18 protein-coding genes are annotated in these 20,315 nt (G+C 61.5%); 12 read left to right on the top strand and 6 right to left on the bottom strand.

Going from position 1 to position 20,315, the window contains the following annotated elements:
• Positions 1-34: 34 nt before the first annotated feature.
• A complete protein-coding gene (rapA, locus tag PMI25_RS00915; RefSeq protein ID WP_007969493.1) occupies positions 35-2,881 on the bottom strand; it encodes an RNA polymerase-associated protein RapA in 2,847 nt (948 codons plus the stop codon).
• A 252-nt stretch (positions 2,882-3,133) separates the two neighbouring features.
• Between rapA and PMI25_RS00920 the strand changes: the two genes are divergently transcribed.
• The gene (locus tag PMI25_RS00920; protein WP_003222394.1) at positions 3,134-3,475 is read left to right on the top strand and encodes a hypothetical protein; all 342 of its coding nucleotides are present in this window, start codon (positions 3,134-3,136) and stop codon (positions 3,473-3,475) included.
• Here the strand turns inward: PMI25_RS00920 and PMI25_RS00925 are convergent.
• From PMI25_RS00925 to PMI25_RS00935, 3 genes are all read right to left on the bottom strand, one after another.
• Positions 3,445-4,656, bottom strand: coding sequence for an aminotransferase class V-fold PLP-dependent enzyme (locus tag PMI25_RS00925; RefSeq protein WP_007969494.1), 1,212 nt, complete (start codon positions 4,654-4,656; stop codon positions 3,445-3,447). The genes PMI25_RS00920 and PMI25_RS00925 overlap by 31 nt on opposite strands.
• Entirely contained in the window at positions 4,653-5,123 is a 471-nt protein-coding gene (locus PMI25_RS00930; protein ID WP_007969495.1) for a RidA family protein, read from the bottom strand. The genes PMI25_RS00925 and PMI25_RS00930 overlap by 4 nt, the downstream gene beginning before the upstream one ends.
• An 88-nt stretch (positions 5,124-5,211) precedes the next feature.
• A complete protein-coding gene (locus PMI25_RS00935; RefSeq protein WP_007969496.1) occupies positions 5,212-6,078 on the bottom strand; it encodes a LysR substrate-binding domain-containing protein in 867 nt (288 codons plus the stop codon).
• 180 nt (positions 6,079-6,258) lie between these two features.
• Here PMI25_RS00935 and PMI25_RS29410 point away from each other — a divergent pair, with 180 nt between their 5' ends.
• Both PMI25_RS29410 and ccoM read left to right on the top strand, forming a co-directional pair.
• Positions 6,259-6,420 carry a hypothetical protein gene (locus tag PMI25_RS29410; protein WP_007969497.1) on the top strand — a complete coding sequence of 54 codons (162 nt, stop codon included), beginning with the start codon at positions 6,259-6,261 and terminating at the stop codon, positions 6,418-6,420.
• A 149-nt stretch (positions 6,421-6,569) separates the two neighbouring features.
• Positions 6,570-6,683 carry a cytochrome c oxidase subunit CcoM gene (gene ccoM, locus PMI25_RS29795; RefSeq protein WP_003222396.1) on the top strand — a complete coding sequence of 38 codons (114 nt, stop codon included), beginning with the start codon at positions 6,570-6,572 and terminating at the stop codon, positions 6,681-6,683.
• Positions 6,684-7,726: 1,043 nt separating this feature from the next.
• Here the strand turns inward: ccoM and PMI25_RS00945 are convergent.
• Both PMI25_RS00945 and PMI25_RS00950 read right to left on the bottom strand, forming a co-directional pair.
• On the bottom strand, positions 7,727-9,202 hold the full coding sequence (locus tag PMI25_RS00945; protein ID WP_007963152.1) for an inorganic phosphate transporter: 1,476 nt from the start codon (positions 9,200-9,202) through the stop codon (positions 7,727-7,729).
• Positions 9,203-9,578: 376 nt separating this feature from the next.
• Entirely contained in the window at positions 9,579-9,779 is a 201-nt protein-coding gene (locus PMI25_RS00950) for a hypothetical protein (RefSeq protein ID WP_003222398.1), read from the bottom strand.
• Between the two features lie 655 nt (positions 9,780-10,434).
• On the opposite strand from PMI25_RS00950, the gene pcaR reads away from it, so the two are divergent.
• From pcaR to PMI25_RS00995, 9 genes are all read left to right on the top strand, one after another.
• On the top strand, positions 10,435-11,277 hold the full coding sequence (gene pcaR / locus PMI25_RS00955; protein WP_007963153.1) for a pca regulon transcriptional regulator PcaR: 843 nt from the start codon (positions 10,435-10,437) through the stop codon (positions 11,275-11,277).
• Between the two features lie 294 nt (positions 11,278-11,571).
• A complete protein-coding gene (locus tag PMI25_RS00960) occupies positions 11,572-12,918 on the top strand; it encodes an MFS transporter (RefSeq protein WP_007963154.1) in 1,347 nt (448 codons plus the stop codon).
• Positions 12,919-13,192: 274 nt separating this feature from the next.
• Positions 13,193-14,050, top strand: a complete 858-nt coding sequence (locus tag PMI25_RS00965) for a CoA transferase subunit A (RefSeq protein ID WP_007963155.1) — start codon at positions 13,193-13,195, stop codon at positions 14,048-14,050.
• Positions 14,050-14,829: a CoA-transferase subunit beta gene (locus tag PMI25_RS00970; protein WP_007963157.1), complete on the top strand. Its 780-nt coding sequence runs from the start codon at positions 14,050-14,052 to the stop codon at positions 14,827-14,829. Before PMI25_RS00965 ends, PMI25_RS00970 begins: the two co-directional genes overlap by 1 nt.
• Positions 14,826-16,031: a 3-oxoadipyl-CoA thiolase gene (gene pcaF, locus PMI25_RS00975; RefSeq protein WP_177325684.1), complete on the top strand. Its 1,206-nt coding sequence runs from the start codon at positions 14,826-14,828 to the stop codon at positions 16,029-16,031. The genes PMI25_RS00970 and pcaF overlap by 4 nt, the downstream gene beginning before the upstream one ends.
• Positions 16,032-16,068: 37 nt before the next feature.
• On the top strand, positions 16,069-16,773 hold the full coding sequence (gene pcaH / locus PMI25_RS00980; RefSeq protein ID WP_007963162.1) for a protocatechuate 3,4-dioxygenase subunit beta: 705 nt from the start codon (positions 16,069-16,071) through the stop codon (positions 16,771-16,773).
• A gap of 1 nt (position 16,774) precedes the next feature.
• Complete coding sequence (gene pcaG, locus PMI25_RS00985; protein ID WP_007963164.1) at positions 16,775-17,341, top strand: protocatechuate 3,4-dioxygenase subunit alpha; 567 nt, start codon at positions 16,775-16,777, stop codon at positions 17,339-17,341.
• 260 nt (positions 17,342-17,601) lie between these two features.
• Positions 17,602-18,897: an MFS family transporter gene (locus tag PMI25_RS00990; protein ID WP_007963165.1), complete on the top strand. Its 1,296-nt coding sequence runs from the start codon at positions 17,602-17,604 to the stop codon at positions 18,895-18,897.
• A 47-nt stretch (positions 18,898-18,944) separates the two neighbouring features.
• Entirely contained in the window at positions 18,945-20,309 is a 1,365-nt protein-coding gene (locus tag PMI25_RS00995; protein WP_007963166.1) for a 3-carboxy-cis,cis-muconate cycloisomerase, read from the top strand.
• Positions 20,310-20,315: the final 6 nt, after the last annotated feature.

Consider the following 20,315-nt stretch of genomic DNA (forward strand, 5'->3'; position numbering starts at 1 on the left):
GGGCCTCTTCATTTATAGCGGTAGAGCAGGGGACTTAACCCGCCACCAGCACCCGGATCGCTTCCAGACGCAGTGCCGCTTTATCCAGCATCGCCAGGCCCAGTTCACGCTGCTTGCGCAACGCATCCAGTTCGCTGTCGCGTACGGTCGGGTTGACCGCTTGCAACGCGGTCAGGCGCGCCAGTTCTTCTTCGGTGTCCGCCGCCAGACGACGACGGGCCTCGGCCACGCGCTCGGCGTGACGCGGGGTGATCTTGTCTTCACCGGCGTTGATCCGTGGCGTCAGCTGATCGCGCTGGGCCTGGATGAACTTGTTGGCGCTGGCGCGTGGCACGCTTTCCAGTTGATCGTTGAGGGTTTCGAACGAGACCCGTGGCGACAGGTCGTTGCCGTTGGCGTCGAGCAGGCAGCGCAGCGCAGCCGGCGGCAGGTAACGGCCCAGTTGCAGCGAACGCGGGGCTACCACTTCGCTGACGTAGAGCAGCTCCAGCAACACGGTGCCTGGTTTCAGCGCCTTGTTCTTGATCAGCGCAACGGCGGTGTTGCCCATCGAGCCGGACAGCACCAGATCCATGCCGCCCTGCACCATCGGGTGTTCCCAGGTGATGAACTGCATGTCTTCGCGCGACAGCGCCTGGTTGCGGTCGTAGGTGATGGTCACGCCTTCGTCGTCACCCAGCGGGAAACTGGCGTCGAGCATCTTCTCGCTCGGCTTGAGGATCAGGGCGTTTTCCGAGTGGTCTTCGCTGTCGATGCCGAACGCGTCGAACAGGGTTTCCATGTAGATCGGCAGGGCGAATTGATCGTCTTGCTCAAGGATGTCTTCGACCAACTGATCGCCTTCGCCCGAACCGCCGGAGTTGAGTTCCAGCAGACGGTCGCGACCGGTGTGCAGCTCTTGTTCCAGACGCTCGCGCTCGGTGCGCGCCTCGTCGATCAGCGCTTGCCACTCGCCGTCATCGGCCTCTTCCAGCAGCGGCAGCAGGCGCGGACCGAACTGATGCTGCAAGGCGTTGCCGGTCGGGCAGGTATTGAGGAAGGCGTTCAGCGCTTCGTGGTACCACTGGAACAGACGCTCTTGCGGGCTGGTTTCCAGATACGGCACGTGCAGTTCGATAATGTGCTTCTGACCGATTCGGTCGAGACGGCCGATACGCTGCTCGAGCAGGTCCGGGTGCGACGGCAGATCGAACAGCACCAGGTGGTGGGCGAACTGGAAGTTGCGACCTTCACTGCCGATTTCCGAGCAGATCAGCACTTGCGCGCCAAATTCTTCGTCGGCGAAGTAGGCGGCGGCGCGGTCACGCTCGAGGATGTTCATGCCTTCGTGGAACACCGTGGCCGGGATGCCGGAACGCACGCGCAGGGCGTCTTCCAGGTCCATCGCGGTTTCGGCGTGGGCGCAGATCACCAGCACTTTGGTGCGCTTGAGCATTTTCAGCTGATCGATCAGCCACTCGACGCGTGGGTCGAATTTCCACCAGCGCTGTTCTTCGCTGGCGTCCGGCTGGGCCTGGAAGCTGACTTCCGGGTACAGCTCGGCGTGATCGCCCAGCGGCAGTTCGAGGTATTCGTCCGGGCATGGCAGCGGGTACGGGTGCAGTTTGCGCTCCGGGAACCCTTGCACGGCGGCGCGGGTGTTGCGGAACAGCACGCGGCCGGTGCCGTGGCGGTCGAGCAGCTCGCGCACCAGGCGGGCGCTGGCTTCGCTGTCGCCATCGTTGACCGCGGTCAGCAAGGCTTCGCCTTCGTTGCCGAGGAAACCGTGGATGGTCTTGTGCGCTTCCGGCGACAGGCGTCCCTTGTCCAGCAGTTCCTGAACGGCTTCGGCCACCGGGCGATAGTTCTCGCTCTCGGCGCGGAACGCGGCCAGGTCATGGAAACGGTTCGGGTCGAGCAGGCGCAGACGGGCGAAGTGGCTGTCCTGACCGAGCTGTTCCGGGGTCGCGGTGAGCAGCAGCACGCCGGGAATCACTTCAGCCAGTTGTTCGACCAGCGAATACTCGGGGCTGGCCTTGTCTTCGTGCCACACCAGGTGGTGGGCTTCGTCGACCACCATCAGGTCCCAGCCGGCGGCGAACAAGGCGTCCTGCGCCTTCTCGTCTTCGACCAGCCACTCCAGGGCAACCAATGCCAGCTGGGTGTCTTCGAACGGGTTGGTGGCATCGCTTTCGATGAAGCGCTCTTCGTCGAACAGCGCGACCTGCAGGTTGAAACGGCGGCGCATTTCCACCAGCCACTGATGCTGCAGGTTTTCCGGCACCAGGATCAGCACGCGGTTGGCGCGGCCCGAGAGCAGTTGGCGATGGATCACCAGACCGGCTTCGATGGTTTTACCCAGACCCACTTCGTCCGCCAGCAGAACCCGTGGCGCAATACGGTCGGCGACTTCACGGGCGATGTGCAACTGGTGCGCGATCGGTTGCGCACGCACGCCGCCCAGGCCCCAGAGCGAGGACTGCAACTGGCGGCTGGTGTGTTCCAGGGTGTTGTAGCGCAGGGAGAACCACGACAGCGGGTCGATCTGCCCGGCGAACAGACGGTCGCTGGCCAGACGGAACTGAATGAAGTTCGACAGCTGGGTTTCCGGCAGGGTGACGGCTTCGTTCTGCCCGTTGAGACCGTGATAGACCATCAGTCCATCGACGTCGTCGACTTCGCGCACGGTCATCTTCCAGCCTTCGAAGTGCGTAATGGTGTCACCCGGCGAGAACCGCACGCGGGTGAGGGGCGCATTCCGTAGCGCGTACTGGCGGGTTTCGCCAGTGGCCGGGTAAAGCACGGTCAACAAGCGGCCGTCCTGTGCCAGAACGGTGCCTAAACCAAGCTCTGCTTCGCTGTCACTGATCCAGCGTTGCCCCGGTTGATACTGCTGCGCCATGCTGCCTGACTCCCACCTTGAAAAAGCGGGCTATCTTAACGGAATGCAGGCTTCAGGGCCAAAGATTACTGGGTAAAAGCTGCCGCAGGCTGCGATCTTTTGATCTTTGGAAACACTTGAGATTTGTGGTGTCCGATTAAAAGATCGCAGCCTGCGGCAGCTCCTACAGTGCCAACCCGGTCACAAGTTTGCGACCAGTGGCTCAAGGCGCCTTTGCCGCAGCCGATAGCCTGCTGACAGGAGACCCTTCATATGCTGCCACCGATGCTCCCCCTGAGCGCTGTGCCGATCACTTCCCAGCAGGATCCGATTCGCCAGCGGCCGGACATTCCTCCGGTGGTGCCGGTGCAGGAAAGCTCCAACGAAAGCACGATTGATCTGCAAAAACGCGACCCGGAAGAGGATCGCCTGCTGGCGCGCGAAGAACAGCGTCGTCAGCAGGAGCGTGATCGTCGCCGGCGCGAAGCCGACGAAGACCCCGAAGAACATCTGGCCGTGCCAGGCACCGAGCTGAATGCCGACAATACCGTACCGGTGGTGCCGTTGATGGAAGATCAGCCGCGTCAGGGCTTGTGGGTCGATATCGAGATCTGAGGCGAGGCCGCCAGTTCGCCCAGATTGTCCAGCAACGCCTCGATTTCCTCTTCAGTGTTGAGATAACTCACCGCCACCCGCGCCAGGCTTTCGAGCCCGCGAGCCTGCATGTCGAGGGGCGTGTAGGCCACACCGTTGGCACCGATGTTGATTCGCCGTGCAGCCAGCGCCTGCTTCAGTTCGACACAATCCCAGCCTTCCAGGGTGAAGGCGATCAGCCCGGACTGTTGGTCCGCCGGACCGAGATTGCGCAGGGTCAGGCCGGGAATGCTCGGCAGGCGTTGGCGCAGATGATCGCTCAAGCGCTGGATGCGTTGGCGAATCGAGCGTGCGCCGATCCGATTGTGTTCTTCCAGCGCATTGGCCAGCCCGGCCAGCAGGGCCAGCGACACTTCACTGGTTTCAAAACGGCGCGCATCATCGCGCAGGGTGAAGCGCCGGCCATCCCACGGCGCTGACAACACATCACGTTGCTGTGGCAACAGACGTTGCAGAAACGCCCCCCGGATGTACATCAACGCCGTACCGCGCGGGCCGCGCAAAAACTTGCGCCCAGCGCCCTTGAGCACATCGCACTGCAAGGCCTGGACGTCGCAGGGCAACTGCCCCAGCGCCTGACCGGCGTCGATGAAGTAGGGGACTCCATGTTGTCGAGCGACCTGGCCGATCCGCTCGGCGGGGTTGATCAGGCCACCATTGGCCGGCAGCCAGGTCAGGGCGATCAGGCGCACATTGCCGTCGATCATCCGCGCGAGCGCTTGTGGATCGACAGCGCCATCGGCATCGCACGGGATCACCTGCAGTCGCGCACCGGCCTTTACCGCTTCAGCCATGCACGCCAGATTACCGGCCCATTCGTGACGTCCGACAAGGATCCGCTCGCCGGGTTGCCATGGCCCCAGCGCATTGAACGCCTGACTCCATGCCGCCGAGCCGCTGCTGGCGAAGGCGATGTCTTCAGGGGCAGCATTGAGCAGTGTCGCGGCGGCGCTGCGTGCTCTGTGCTGCAGTTGAGTATCAGCGGCCTCCATCGGGCCGCCGAGCGCTTCGCGTTGCAACTGCTCGATGATTGCATCGAGGGTTGCCTGACTCGGCAAGGAGGCACCCGCATGGTTGAAGTGAATGATCCGGGCGCAGCCGGGCGTGGCCGCTCGCAGATATTCGACGGCCTCGGCATTCACGGGAGTAGCTCGAAAATCGCATCGACTTCAACCGCCACACCACTTGGCAGGCTGCACACACCCACAGCGGTGCGGACATGCCTGCCCTTTTCACCGAGTGCGTTGACCAGCAGATTCGAAGCACCGTTGGCCACAGCGCCCTGGCGTTGAAAGTCGGGCGTGGTGGCGATGAACACGCCGAGTCGCAGGATACGTCCCAGCCTGGACAGATCATCGCCCAAGGCATCACCCAATTGCGCGAGCAGGCCCAAGGCCGCCAGCTCGGCAGCCTTGATCCCTTCCTCTTCGCTGATGGCTTCACCCAGGCGCCCGATGAAGGCCGGTTTGCCGTCAATCAACGGAATTTGTCCGGAGATGTACAGGCGGTTTTGAGTGCCGACCTGATTGACGTAATTGGCGATGGGCTGGCTGGGAGGCGGAAGTTGCAGCCCGAGTTGTTCAACGCGCTTGCTGAGCAGATCTGTCATGTTGAGTCCTCCTGAGTGAGGGCATCAGCATGTTGAAGCGACGGATCACCGACAAACGGATAGATCTAATCCGATGTATCGAAATCGCTCATGGGTGGGCCTTTGCATCCAGCCATTGGCTGAAACTCTGCACGTCTGCCTCGGGCAGGCGCTGGGGAGTGACCAGCCAATAACCGATTTCGCCGTGCAACGGCGGCGTGTCAAAGGCCGGGACCAGCGAGCCCTCCTTGAGCCGGCGTTCGATCAGGCATTGACGGCCCATGGCGATGCCCTGACCGGCGACTGCCGCCTCGACGACGATGTTGTAGTCATGGAGCATCACGCTGGGGACGTGGTTCAGGTCGATGCCGCTGTGCTGATACCAGTCTGTCCATTCGAAAGGCTGGTGCGACTTGGCCATCAGCAACGGACCGTTTTTCACGCCATTGGCCTTGAAGTCCGGGCTGCATACCGGGGTCAGGGTTTCGCTCATGAAGCGTCGGGCCAGGACTTTCGGCCAGCCACCCTTGCCATAGCGGATCGCCAGATCCACCTCGCCGCCAGCGACATCGGCCAGTTGCACGGAGGGCAGCAGTTCGACGTGGATGTGTGGGTTTTTCGTGCTGAAATCCGCCAGTCGCGGTGCCAGCCATAAAGTGGCGAACGAGGCGAGCAGGCCAATGCGTAAAGTGCTTGGCTGCTCACCGCGCAGTGGCCGGGTGGCGGCAGCGATGGCGGCGAGGGCAGGTTCGATTTGCTGGTAGTACGCTTGCCCGGCCGGCGTCAGATCGATGGCCCGGGTGCGTCGGACAAACAGACGCAGGCGGAGAAACTCTTCGAGTTTTTGCACCTGATGACTGACCGCACTCTGGGTCACTGACAACTCGTCGGCAGCCTTGATGAAACTCAAATGGCGGGCCACGGCTTCAAAGGCGCGCAGGGCCATCAGCGGTGGCAGGTCCTGATGCAGGGGCACGGCAAACATCCTTGGGTTCGCGGCAAAGCGCAGATTGTGCGGTGAAAACCGTCGCGCGGTACATCAATTGTTCCGGCTTGCCAGTGTCGACAACTGGTCAGGCTCGGCGCCAGGCGGCATTATTGGCGCAGTCCTGCCTTCGATTCGGCAGTTGTGATTCTTTCAAGTGATGCACCCGCCATGAGCCAAGACGACAAACTGATCGACCTCAGCACCGAACGCGCCAAGCGTGTGCATGACCTTAACGAGAAACGCCTAAACGAAGTGCGCAAGGCCTTCGAGCAGGCGATGCCGTTGGGAAAAGTTAAGAAAAAGTCGAAAAACAAGCCGAAAAAGCGTTGATCTCCCCCCTGCATCCTTTGATGCAGGTCAGTTATTTTCCCGCCTTTGCCTTCTGTGTTGACCGGACTTGATCCTGGTCAATTTCTGCGCCTGCGTGATTGGTTAACTTAGCTCCATCGCAGCAAAGCAGGGGCCAGGAGGCCACAGTCATGTTTTTCGATAACGTGGTGTTTGCCGGGGTTCTGACCGTAGGTCTCATGGTTCTGTTTTTTGCAGGGTTTGGATTTTTTATCTGGAAGGATGCGAATAAGCGCAAGAAGTAGGTCTTTCCGGGTTTGATGAGCACGCAAGGCATTTTGGGGCGACTTCGGTTGCCCCTTTTTTTGTGTCTTGGCGGCCTTTGGGCCGACCAGACTTTGGGTGTGCTTTGTGAATATCCGTTGCTGCGGTAACGGCGGCTTAGGGTTCCGCCCTTACGGCGGGTCACTTTTGACAAACGCCTCAAAAGTAACCAAAAAGGCTTTACCCTGACGTTCGGCCCTCGCTTAGGCTCGGGTTCCTTCGCTGCGGGATTCATCCGGGGGGCAGCGCCTACGGTTTGCTTCGCTGCACCTCCTCTCGCTGTGTTTGGCTGCGCCAAACGGTCGCTGCGCTCCCACCCCCGGATAAATCCCTCCACTCAGCCTGCCGACGGGCCCTCAGATCAAAAGCGGTACTCGAGCTAACGCTCATTGTGTTGAGTGGGGCGGCTTCGCCGCATGGGGTGCACGCTCTCTAAATTGTAGGAGCCAGCCTGCTGGCGATGGCGGCCTGACAGCCGACCAAACTCCAACTGAATACACCCGATCCCACTGTGGGAGCGAGCTTGCTCGCGAAGGCGGCCTGACAGCCGACCAAACTCCAACTGAAACACCCAATCCCCTGTAGGAACTGCCGAAGGCTGTGATCTTTTGATCTGTTCTGGCTCTGGCTCTGGCTCTGGCTCTGGCTCTTGCTCTTGCTCTTGATGTGGCTTTTGATCTTCAGCCCCTTCGGCAGGCCGAGCGTAGGTCTCCATCAGGGGGTTAGGCGCGTAGCGCCATGCGGCGAAGCCGCATACATCGAGAGGAGGTGCAGCGAAGCAAACCGTAGGCGATGCCCCCGGATGGACACCGTAGCGAGGGAACACTGAGCCTAAGCGAAGTGCCGTACGCCGGGGCAAAGCCTTTTGGGTTACCTTTTCGGCGTCTGGAAAAGGTGACTCGCTGTAAGAGCGAAACCGCCAGCGGCAACAACCGCAGCAACGGATATGCCCCCAATCCAACCAAAGCAAAAAAGGCGCGATCCTTTCGAATCGCGCCTTTTCATCAAAGCTTGAAGCGGTCTATCAGCTACCCAACGCTTTGGACGCCAACCAGAACAACCCAGCCGACAACGCCACAGTCGCCGGCAAGGTCAGAACCCACGCCAGCAGGATAGTGCGAACAGTCCCACCCTGCAGGCCGCTCTTGTTGGCGACCATGGTGCCAGCCACGCCCGAGGACAGCACGTGAGTGGTCGATACCGGCAGACTGAAGATGTTGGCCATACCGATCAAACTGGCAGTAGTGATCTGCGCCGACATGCCCTGGGAATAGGTCATGCCTTGCTTGCCGATCTTCTCGCCGATGGTCAGTACCACGCGTTTCCAGCCGACCATGGTGCCCAGGCCGAGGGCCAGGGCGACCGCCAGAATCACCCAGAACGGGGCGTATTCAGTGGTCGTGGTCAGGTCTTTGCGCAGTTTGTCCAGGTCAGCCTTTTCACGGGCTTCAAGGCCTGGCAGCTTGCCGACTTTCTTCGCGGTGTCATCCAGGCACAACAGATAGCGACGCACTTCGATGCGGCTTTCCGAGGACAGCGAATGGTAGTCCGCTACACCTTTAAGGGTGTCAAGCAAGGCGTTGATGGTCGGTTCGGTCTGCTGCGGGTTGCAGCGGAATTTCTCCGGCAGGTCGCCTTCGACGCTTTTGCCCAGGGCCAGGAATTCGCCCAGGGAGTCGGCATTGCGTTTGTAGAACTGGCTCAGATGCAGGGTCGCGTCGCGGGTGCGCTCGATCTGGTAAGTGGTGCTGCTCAGGTCGAGGACGAACTGCGCAGGCACGATACCGATCAGTACCAGCATGATCAGGCCGATGCCTTTCTGACCATCGTTGGAACCGTGCACGAAGCTCACGGCCATGGCCGAAATCACCAGAACCAGGCGGTTCCAGAACGGTGGGTGCTTCTTGTCGTCGATCTTGCGGCGCTGTTCCGGGGTCTTGTGCATCTTCGACAGCGGACGCCACCACTTCAGGCCGATCAGGATCAGCGCGGCGATCAGGAAACCGGCCATTGGCGAGAACACCAGCGAGGCGCCGATGTCGATCGCTTTCTGCCAGTTCACGCCGTCGGCCAACGGAATGTTGTTGATCAGGGCGTTGGCCAGGCCGACGCCGAGGATCGAGCCGATCAGGGTATGGGAACTGGAGGCCGGGATACCGAAGTACCAGGTGCCCAGGTTCCAGGTGATCGCCGCGGCGAGCAACGAGAACACCATCGCCAGGCCATGGCCGGTGTTCACATTGATCAGCAGTTCTACCGGCAGCAGGTGAACAATGGCATACGCCACGCCAACGCCGCCCAGCAACACGCCGAGGAAGTTGAACACACCGGAGAAGAACACCGCCAGGTGAGGCGGCATGGCTTTGGTGTAGATAACAGTGGCTACCGCGTTAGCGGTGTCATGAAATCCATTGATGAACTCGAAGGCGAGGACAAACGTCAGGGCGAGCAAGAGGCTCACAAGCACCCAAGCATCCAGTCCGCTGAATAAATCGATCATGAAGGTTTTCTGACCCGGTCATAAGGGGGCGCGATTATGCCAGAAAAGACTGGAAATCGATCCCCTACCTGCTCATCGGTAGCAATCAATGTCGAATTAAATTGTTGCAAGGTGCAAAGCCCCAGCGTGTTGCAGGGTTTTTCAAGTCATTGATTGGCTTGAAAAAACCTTCAGGCGGCAGGCATTTTGTCGAGTGCGTAAGGGCCTCAAACGTCTGTGTGAAATATCTCTGAAACGAGTCAGACACGCTCCTTTCCCGTTCAGGCCGGGGGAGGGGGGCCGCTGCCCGCGGGTAGCGGGCGCGCAAGGCATGGTCGGGTCACCGCGCTTTTAGCCGGTGGCGACGCAGACCCTCGAAAATCTCAGGATCGCCCGGTCATGGCTCTTCGGTTTTGAGTTCTTCTTCCATCTTTTTCAGTTCTTGCTGGAAAACCTGATCCTGAACGGTCGGGCGTTTGCGCCATGCCTTGCGTTCCGGTTCGGGTTGCGCGGCGTAGGTGGTGACTTCCCCGCCGTAAACTTCCTTGTAACGTTGTTCCTGGCGCTCAAGTTCCGCGCGCAGTTCGTCTTTCGTCACAGTGCTACCTGTTTGAGTTGAGATAAATATCTGGTGAAACGCTCGGCAACGAGTCGATTGAACACGTCCACCGAAGGGCCATGCCGGTTCAGGCATTGGCGTTATCGGCAGGGCGATCAAGACTTCCATGTTGCAGGCGGCTACGGCACCAGACTAAAACTGACGCAGCATCAGTTTCCTGTTTCAGCTAGCGCGCTGGCGGTGCATGAATTATGAGCGTCAGGCGCTGGCTGGGGCTGACGGCAATTGGCATCGGGTCAGCAGGCGGCACCCTCGGCCAATGAAAACGCGGCGCCACTGAGGTGCATTATAGCGGTCGATTCGGGAATGACTATCTTTGCCAAGTTAAAAACGGTTCGGGATGTGTGATCGTTTTGTTACTGACAAGTTTTATCGCTAGTTGAAATTCGCCGAAACCTTTTAAGGACTCGCGTTCAGTTTCTGGCGCCATTAAGTCGATCAACTAATGGGGCATGCAAAGTTGGATGAACAGGTCAGGCGAACGATTGAAGAAGCCGCGAAGGACAGCGGGTGATGGATTGCGATAATCGGTCGGCGGTTCGATAATCGCCCAATCTTGGCGTCTTGACTCTTGTGCATCCGCTGTCGAGTCGCTTGTATAGCCATTGATCCGTGCCGCAAAAAAGGACAAGAAATGAACGATCAAATGCGCAACTCCTTCACTTCCGTGGCGCCGCCGATCGTCGCTTCGCCGGCCAAGCGTATCCAGGCGCTGACCGGCGATCCGGATTTCATGACCTCGCTGGCCCGTGGCCTGGCGGTGGTGCAGGCGTTTCAGGAGCGCAAGCGGCACCTGACCATTGCGCAGATCAGCCATCGCACGGAAATTCCCCGCGCCGCCGTGCGCCGTTGTCTGCATACGTTGATCAAACTGGGTTACGCCACCACCGATGGCCGCACGTACTCGTTGCTGCCCAAAGTGCTGACCCTCGGTCACGCGTATCTGTCTTCGACGCCGCTGGCGGTGTCGGCTCAGCCGTACCTCGACCGCATGAGCGAGCAACTGCACGAAGCCTGCAACATGGCCACGCTCGAAGGTGACGACATTCTGTACATCGCCCGTTCGGCGACTACGCAGCGGTTGATCTCGGTGGACCTGTCGGTGGGCGGGCGGCTGCCGGCCTATTGCACCTCGATGGGCCGCATCCTGTTGGCGGCGCTGGACGACACCTCGCTGCGCGAATACCTCGACCATGCCGAACTGGTGGCCAAGACCAGCCGTACGCTGCATACCCCGGAAAGTCTGCTCGAATGCCTGCAGGAAGTACGGCAGCAGGGCTGGTGCATCGTCGATCAGGAACTCGAACAGGGCCTGCGTTCGATTGCCGTGCCGGTCTACGATGCGTCGGGCCAGGTGGTAGCGGCGCTCAATGTCAGCACCCACGCCGGTCGCGTCAGCCGTACCGAACTGGAACAACGCTTTCTGCCGGGCCTGCTCAGCGCCAGCCGCGACCTCAGCGCGCAGTTGTTCGCCTGATGAAGCTGTTCGATAAACGCACAGTGTTGCGTTTATCGAATTGACGCTAAAAGCCCCGGATCATTAATGTCGCGGCAGCGTCATCCGGCGCAGATTTGAATGAGCCTGCCGGATTGTCGACTCCCATAATAATGACAAGAGGCAACTCATCATGCGCATGCTCCCCGACTGTCTCAGCCCCATTCCCTGTTGCCGGATTCACCGCAACATCTGATTCCAGCCTTCTATTCTTGTGACCGTGCCGCTCATTGGCCGGCCGCCGTTCGACTGCGTTTTTTGCGTGGAATAAAAATAATGAACCAGCCTCAGTCCGCTGTAGGTAACTGCCTCGACGTGCAGACCTTCATCAATGCCCAACCGATCTCGCGCTATCAGTGGCGCGTGGTAATCCTGTGTTTCCTGATCGTGTTTCTCGATGGCCTCGACACCGCCGCGATGGGCTTCATCGCGCCAGCGCTGTCCCAGGACTGGGGCATCGACCGCGCCAGCCTCGGCCCGGTGATGAGCGCCGCGCTGATCGGCATGGTCTTCGGCGCACTGGGTTCCGGCCCGCTGGCTGACCGCTTCGGACGCAAAGTGGTGCTGGTTGGCGCGGTGCTGCTGTTCGGCGCTTTCAGCCTGGCCTCGGCCTACAGCACCAACGTCGAGCAACTGCTGGTGTTGCGTTTCCTTACCGGCCTCGGACTGGGCGCCGGCATGCCCAACGCCACCACGCTGCTCTCGGAATACACCCCGGAGCGCAAGAAATCCTTGCTGGTGACCAGCATGTTCTGCGGCTTCAACCTCGGCATGGCCGGTGGCGGATTCATTTCGGCGAAGCTGATCCCGGCGTTCGGCTGGCACAGCCTGCTGCTGATCGGCGGGATTCTGCCGTTGATCCTCGCAGTGGTGCTGCTGTTCTGGCTGCCGGAGTCGGCGCGTTTTCTGGTGGTGCGCAATCGCGGCACCGACAAGGTACGCAAGACCCTGTCGCCGATCGATCCGGTCGCTGTCGCGCAGGCCTCGAGTTTCAGCGTGCCGGAACAGAAAACCGTCAAGGTGCGCAACGTGTTCGCGGTGATTTTCTCCGGCACCTACAGCGTCGGCACGTTGTTGTTGTGGCTGACCTACTTCATGGGCCTGGTCATCGTTTATCTGCTGACCAGTTGGCTGCCGACCCTGATGCGTGACAGCGGCGCGAGCATGGAGCAGGCGGCGTTCATTGGCGCGTTGTTCCAGTTCGGCGGGGTGTTGAGTGCGGTGGCTGTGGGTTGGGCGATGGACCGCTTCAATCCGCACAAGGTCATCGGCACGTTCTATCTGTTGGCCGGGGTGTTTGCCTACGCGGTGGGGCAGAGCCTGGGCAACATCACGCTGCTCGCGACCTTGGTGCTGGTCGCGGGGATGTGCGTCAACGGCGCGCAATCGGCGATGCCTTCGCTGGCGGCGCGGTTCTATCCGACCCAGGGGCGGGCGACCGGGGTCTCGTGGATGCTCGGGATTGGCCGCTTTGGCGCGATTCTCGGGGCGTGGATGGGCGCGACGTTGCTGGGGTTGGGCTGGAATTTCGAGCAGGTGCTGACGGCGTTGGTGATTCCGGCGGGGCTGGCAACGGCGGCGGTGGTGATCAAAGGCATGGTCAGTCATGCGGATGCGACCTGAGTTTCACTGTCAGCATCGTCGGTGAATATGAAGGCCTCATCGCGAGCAGGCTCACTCCTACAAGTTGGAATGCATCTCCCTGTAGGAGTGAGCCCTGCTCGCGATGTTTTTGATGTTGATTGATAGGGTGATAACAATCCGTTCGATAAACGAACACTCAGTCGATTATCGGATTGTTTGGCGATTTTCAGCGGCTTAATCTGCAGTGACTCCGGCGCTGAACCTCGCGCCTTTTTATCACTGGCGATTCACTACAAAAACGGGAGCCTGCTCCATGGCCGAGATCCTTTCGCTGCACGCCGCGGTGAAGCAATTCGTCAACGACGGCGACACCGTCGCGCTCGAAGGCTTCACTCACCTGATCCCTACGGCGGCAGGTCATGAAATCATTCGTCAGGGCAAGAAAGATCTGACCCTGGTGCGGATGACGCCTGACCTGATCTACGACCAACTGATCGGTGCCGGTTGTGCACGCAAGCTGATCTTTTCCTGGGGCGGCAACCCGGGTGTGGGTTCGCTGCACCGACTGCGCGATGCGGTCGAAAAGCAATGGCCGCATGCGCTGGAAATCGAAGAACACAGCCACGCCGACCTGGCCAATGCCTACGTCGCCGGCGCTTCCGGCCTGCCGTTCGCCGTGCTGCGGGCCTACGCCGGTTCCGACTTGCCGAAGGTCAATCCGCTGATCAAATCCGTGACCTGTCCGTTCACCGGTGAAGTGCTGGCGGCGGTGCCGTCGGTGCGTCCGGACGTAACCGTCATCCACGCGCAGAAAGCCGACCGTCAGGGCAACGTGCTGCTGTGGGGCATTCTCGGCGTGCAGAAAGAAGCGGCACTGGCGGCCAGGCGCTGCATCGTCACCGTCGAGGAAATCGTCGACAACCTCAACGCCCCGATGAACGCCTGCGTGCTGCCGACCTGGGCCTTGAGCGCGGTCTGCCACGTACCCGGCGGCGCGCATCCGTCCTACGCCCACGGTTACACCGAGCGTGACAATCGTTTCTATCAGGCGTGGGATCCGATCGCTCGCGACCGTGAGACGTTTACCGCGTGGATCAACGAATACATCCATGGCTGCGCTGACTTCAGCGAGTTCCAGGCCAAGTTGGCCGCTGCTTCGGAGGCCAAGTAATGACTTACACCACCAATGAAATGATGACCGTTGCGGCGGCCCGTCGCCTGAAGAACGGCTCGGTGTGCTTCGTCGGCATCGGCCTGCCGTCGAAAGCCGCCAACCTTGCGCGTCTGACGTCGTCGCCGGACGTGGTGCTGATCTACGAATCCGGTCCGATTGGCGCCAAGCCCAGCGTGCTGCCGCTGTCGATCGGTGATGGTGAACTGGCGGAAACCGCCGACACCGTCGTGCCGACCGGTGAGATTTTTCGCTATTGGCTGCAGGGCGGGCGCATCGACGTCGGTTTTCTCGGCGCGGCGCAGGTCGACCGTTTCGGCAACATCAACACCACCGTGGTCGGCGACTATCACGCACCGAAAGTGCGCCTGCCGGGTGCCGGTGGCGCGCCGGAAATCGCCGGTTCGGCGAAGAGCGTGTTGATTATCCTCAAGCAGTCGGCGCGCTCGTTCGTCGACAAGCTCGACTTCATCACCTCGGTCGGTCACGGCGAGGGCGGCGATTCGCGCAAGCGTCTGGGCCTGCCGGGTGCCGGTCCGGTCGGAATCATCACCGACCTGTGCATCATGGAGCCGGAAGCGGGCACCCACGAATTCGTGGTCACCGCACTGCATCCGGGCGTGACCCGTGAGCAAGTGGTCGCCGCCACCGGTTGGGCGATTCGTTTTGCCGACAACGTTGAAACCACGGCGGCGCCGACCGAGGTCGAACTCACTGCACTGCGCGATCTCGAAGCGCGCACCGCCGCCGCCCACGGCCAGGCACCGGGAGAAGCATGATGCGTGACGTGTATATCTGCGACGCGATTCGCACCCCCATCGGCCGGTTCGGCGGTGGTCTGTCCGCCGCGCGCGCCGACGATCTGGCCGCCGTGCCGATCAAGGCGCTGATGGAACGTAACCCGTCGGTGGACTGGAACGCGATCGACGAAGTGTTCCTCGGCTGCGCCAACCAGGCTGGCGAAGACAACCGCAACGTGGCGCGCATGGCGCTGCTGCTGGCCGGCCTGCCGGAGAGTGTGCCGGGCGTGACCCTCAACCGTCTCTGTGCCTCGGGCATGGACGCGATCGGCACTGCGTTCCGTGCCATTGCCAGTGGCGAGATGGAGCTGGCGATTGCCGGCGGCGTCGAGTCGATGTCCCGCGCGCCGTTCGTGATGGGCAAGGCGGACGCAGCGTTCTCGCGCAACATGAAACTGGAAGACACCACCATCGGCTGGCGTTTCATCAACCCGTTGATGAAAGCCCAGTATGGCGTCGACGCGATGCCGCAGACCGCCGACAACGTCGCTGACGACTATAAGGTTTCGCGGGCCGACCAGGACGCGTTCGCCCTGCGCAGTCAGCAACGCACGGCCGCTGCACAAGCGGCGGGCTACTTTGCCGAAGAAATCGTCGAAGTACGGATCGCTCACAAGAAGGGCGAAACCGTGGTCAGCCAGGACGAACATCCGCGCGCCGACACCACGCTTGAAGCGCTGAGCAAACTCAAACCGGTCAACGGCCCGGACAAGACCGTCACCGCCGGCAACGCGTCCGGGGTCAACGACGGCGCGGCGGCGCTGATTCTCGCTTCGGCGGAAGCGGTGAAAAAACACGGCCTGACAGCACGGGCCAAAGTGCTGGGCATGGCCAGCGCCGGGGTTGCGCCTCGGGTGATGGGCATCGGCCCGGTGCCGGCGGTGCGCAAACTGATCGAGCGTCTCGGTGTGGCGGTCAGCGATTTCGATGTGATCGAACTCAACGAAGCCTTCGCCAGCCAGGGTCTGGCGGTGCTGCGTGAATTGGGCCTGACCGACGATGCGCCGCAGGTCAACCCGAACGGTGGCGCGATTGCCTTGGGTCACCCGTTGGGCATGAGCGGGGCGCGACTGGTGCTGACTGCGCTGCATCAGCTGGAAAAGACTGGCGGCAGGAAAGGTCTGGCGACCATGTGCGTCGGCGTCGGGCAGGGTCTGGCCCTGGCCATCGAACGCGTCTGACGCAGCGCGTCGACTGATAAGAACAGAGGAAAGCGAAATGACTGACAAGCCTGGCTACCGTCGTCCGCAGGAAGGCACCCAGCCTGAATACCTGCACCCGACGTATCAATCCACCAACCTGCGCTCGCCGTCCAAGCCGTTGGTGTTTCTTCCGCATTCGTTGTCGGAGATCACCGGCCCGACTATCGGTGCCGAACGTGTCGCCGACAAGGACAACGATCTGACTGCCCAGCACGACGGCGAGCCGTTGGGCGAGCGCATCATTATTCACGGCCGTGTGCTCGACGAAAACGGTTTGCCGGTGCCGGGGATTCTGGTGGAGATCTGGCAGGCCAACGCCGCCGGCCGCTACAACCACCAGCGTGACCTGCACGACGCACCGCTGGATCCGAACTTCACCGGCACCGGCCGCACCGTGACTGACGCCGACGGCTGGTATCAGTTCCAGACCATCAAGCCCGGCGCCTATCCGTGGGGCAACCACCACAATGCGTGGCGCCCGGCGCACATCCATTTCTCGCTGTTCGGGCCGAGCATCCTCACCCGTCTGGTGACGCAGATGTACTTCCCCGGCGATCCGCTGCTGGCCTACGACCCGATCTACAACTGCGTGCCGGACACTTCGGCGAAAGAACGTCTGATCGCCGCTTTCGATCTGGAAAAAACCATTCCGTCCTACGCCCTCGGCTATCGCTGGGACATCGTCTTGCGGGGCCGCGACGCCACGCCGATGGAGAAATAAGATGACGCTGACTGCCACCACGTCCCACACCGTCGGGCCGTACTACCACATCGGCCTGACCTGGCTGAACCGCGAAAACCTCACCGTCGAACAAACCCTCGGCGAGCGCGTGGCGATCACCGGCCAGGTCGTTGACGGCAACGGCGATGTGGTCAACGACGCGATGCTCGAAGTCTGGCAGGCCAACGCCGCTGGCAAGTACGCGCACCCGGAAGACGAGCAGGACAAACCGCTGGATCCGCACTTCGAAGGTTTCGGCCGGGTGCCGGTGGACGCCGAAGGACGCTTCCGTTTCACCACGATCAAACCGGGTACGGTCGAAGGCCTGAAGGGCTCGACCCAGGCGCCGCATCTGGTGGTGCTGGTGTTTGCCCGTGGGCTGGTCAAGCACTTGCTGACGCGGATCTACTTCGAAGGCGACCCGGCGAACGTCAATGATCCGCTGCTCGAATGTGTGCCCGCCGAGCGTCGCGGGACGTTGCTGGCGAAGCCGGACGCGGCGGGGGTGTATCAGTGGAATGTGATTTTGCAGGGCACTGAGGCGGAGACGGTGTTCTTCGATTATTAAGGTCAAAAGATCGCAGCCTTATGGTTGGCGATCGTCTGTGGCGAGGGAGCTTGCTCCCGCTGGCTTGCGCAGCAAGCCCAAATCCTGTGAATGCGGTGATTCATATCACCTTGTTTTCCGGTTTTACGACTGCTTCGCAGCCGAGCGGGAGCAAGCTCCCTCGCCACAGTGTCGTGCGGTGCCCTTGACGATGTATCAGTGGAACGGGACTGTTGCGAAGTGTGTCTAGACTCTCACCTGTCCCTTCAGAGTAAAAAACAATGACAACTACCACCGCTCATTACACCGGCGAGGAGCGCAGCAAGCGCATCTTCGCCATTGTCGGTGCCTCGTCCGGCAACCTGGTCGAATGGTTCGACTTCTATGTCTACGCCTTCTGCGCGATCTATTTCGCCCCGGCGTTTTTCCCCTCCGACAACCCCACGGTGCAACTGGTCAACACCGCCGGGGTGTTCGCTGCCGGGTTCCTGATGCGCCCGATCGGCGGCTGGATTTTCGGGCGGCTGGCGGACAAGAAGGGTCGCAAGACCTCGATGATGATTTCGGTGCTGATGATGTGCTTCGGCTCGCTGCTCATCGCCTGTCTGCCGACCTACGCCAGCATCGGCGTCTGGGCACCGCTGCTGTTGCTGTTCGCGCGTCTGCTGCAAGGCCTGTCGGTGGGTGGCGAGTACGGCACCACCGCGACCTACATGAGTGAAGTCGCGCTCAAGGGGCAGCGCGGCTTTTTCGCTTCGTTCCAGTACGTGACCCTGATCGGCGGCCAACTGCTGGCGGTGTTGCTGGTGGTGATCCTGCAGCAGTTCCTCAGCGAAGACGAACTGCGTGCTTACGGCTGGCGGATTCCGTTCGTGGTCGGTGCGGTGGCGGCGGTGATTTCGCTGTTCCTGCGCCGTTCGCTGAAAGAAACCACCAGCAAGGAAATGCGCGAGAACAAGGACGCCGGCAGCATCAGTGCACTGTTCCGCGATCACAAAGCGGCGTTCATCACCGTGCTCGGTTACACCGCCGGTGGCTCGCTGATTTTCTACACCTTCACCACGTACATGCAGAAGTACCTGGTGAACACCGCCGGTATGCACGCCAAGACCGCCAGCTACATCATGACCGGCGCGCTGTTCCTCTATATGTGCATGCAGCCGCTGTTCGGCATGCTCGCCGACAAGATCGGCCGACGCAATTCGATGCTCTGGTTCGGCGCGCTCGGCACGCTGTTCACTGTGCCGATCCTGTTGAGCCTGAAAAGCATCAGCAGCCCGATTCTGGCCTTTGTGCTGATCACCCTGGCGCTGGCGATCGTCAGTTTTTACACCTCGATCAGCGGCCTGGTGAAAGCCGAAATGTTCCCGCCGGAAGTCCGCGCCCTTGGCGTCGGCCTGGCCTACGCAGTGGCCAACGCGATCTTCGGCGGTTCGGCGGAATACGTGGCCCTGAGCCTGAAGGCCGGGGGCATGGAAAACGCGTTCTACTGGTACGTCACGGTGATGATGGCGGTGGCGTTCCTGTTCAGCCTGCGCCTGCCGAAACAGGCGGCGTACTTGCACCACGATCTGTAAACCGATGTGCGCGGGCCGCGATGGCCCGCGCCGGCAAGGACTGTTTTATGACTCAGCGACCGGGCAATCAATTGTTCGATGCCTACTTCACTGCCCGCGATATGCGCGAGGTGTTCTGCGATCAGGGCCGGGTGCAGGCCATGCTCGATTTCGAAGCGGCGCTGGCCCGGGCCGAGGCGCGAGTCGGGGTGATTCCGGTGTCTGCCGTGGCGCCGATTGCCGCCGCTTGCAATGCCGGTCTGTATGACTTCGCGGCGCTGGGCGAGGCGATTGCCACGGCCGGTAACTCGGCGATTCCACTGGTCAAGGCATTGGGCAAGCAGATCGCCGTGAGCAGTGCCGAGGCCGAGCGCTATGTGCATCTGGGCGCCACCAGTCAGGACGTGATGGATTCCGGGCTGGTCCTGCAATTGCGGCAGGCGCTGGAGCTGATTGAAAGCGATCTGGCAGCGCTGGCTGATTCGCTCGCCACCCAAGCCCAGCGGCATGCGGCGACGCCATTGGCCGGGCGCACCTGGTTGCAGCACGCGACACCGGTCACCCTCGGGATGAAGATCGCCGGTTGGCTGGGCGCGGTGAGCCGCAGCCGTCAGCGTCTGCGCGAACTCAAACCGCGTTTGCTAGTGCTGCAGTTCGGCGGCGCTTCCGGCACCCTCGCGGCGCTCGGTGAGAAGGCAATGCCGATCGCCCAGGCACTGGCCGAAGAACTGCAACTGAGCTTGCCTGAACAACCGTGGCACACCCAGCGGGATCGCATCGTCGAGTTCGGCGCGGTGCTCGGTTTGATCGCTGGCAGCCTCGGCAAACTCGGGCGCGACGTCAGCCTGTTGATGCAGACCGAAGCGGCGGAAGTGTTCGAGCCGTCGGCGCCGGGCAAGGGCGGCTCCTCGACCATGCCGCACAAGCGCAATCCGGTCGGCGCGGCGGTGTTGATCGGCGCGGCGACACGGGTGCCGGGGCTGGTCTCGACGTTGTTCAGCGCCATGCCGCAGGAGCACGAACGCAGCCTCGGTCTGTGGCATGCCGAATGGGAAACTCTGCCGGAGATCTGCTGCCTGGTGTCCGGTGCGCTGCACCAGGCGCGCCTGCTGGCCGATGGTCTGGAAGTCGACGCCGAACGCATGGCGCGCAACCTCGAATTGACTCAAGGGCTGGTGCTGGCCGAAGCGGTGAGCATCGTCCTCGCCCAGCGCGTCGGCCGTGACACCGCACATCACCTGCTCGAACAATGCTGCAAACGCGCGGTGGCCGAACAGCGCCACCTGCGTGCGGTGCTCGGCGACGAGCCGCAAGTGACCGCCGAACTGAGCAGCACCGAACTCGATCATCTGCTCGATCCTGCGTACTACCTCGGCCAGGCACAAACCTGGGTCGAGCGCGCGGTGGCCGAACACAACGCATTGTCTGTCTGAAAGGAG

Origin of the sequence: Pseudomonas sp. GM30, assembly GCF_000282275.2 — a bacterium.
In the GTDB taxonomy this organism is placed as follows: domain Bacteria; phylum Pseudomonadota; class Gammaproteobacteria; order Pseudomonadales; family Pseudomonadaceae; genus Aquipseudomonas.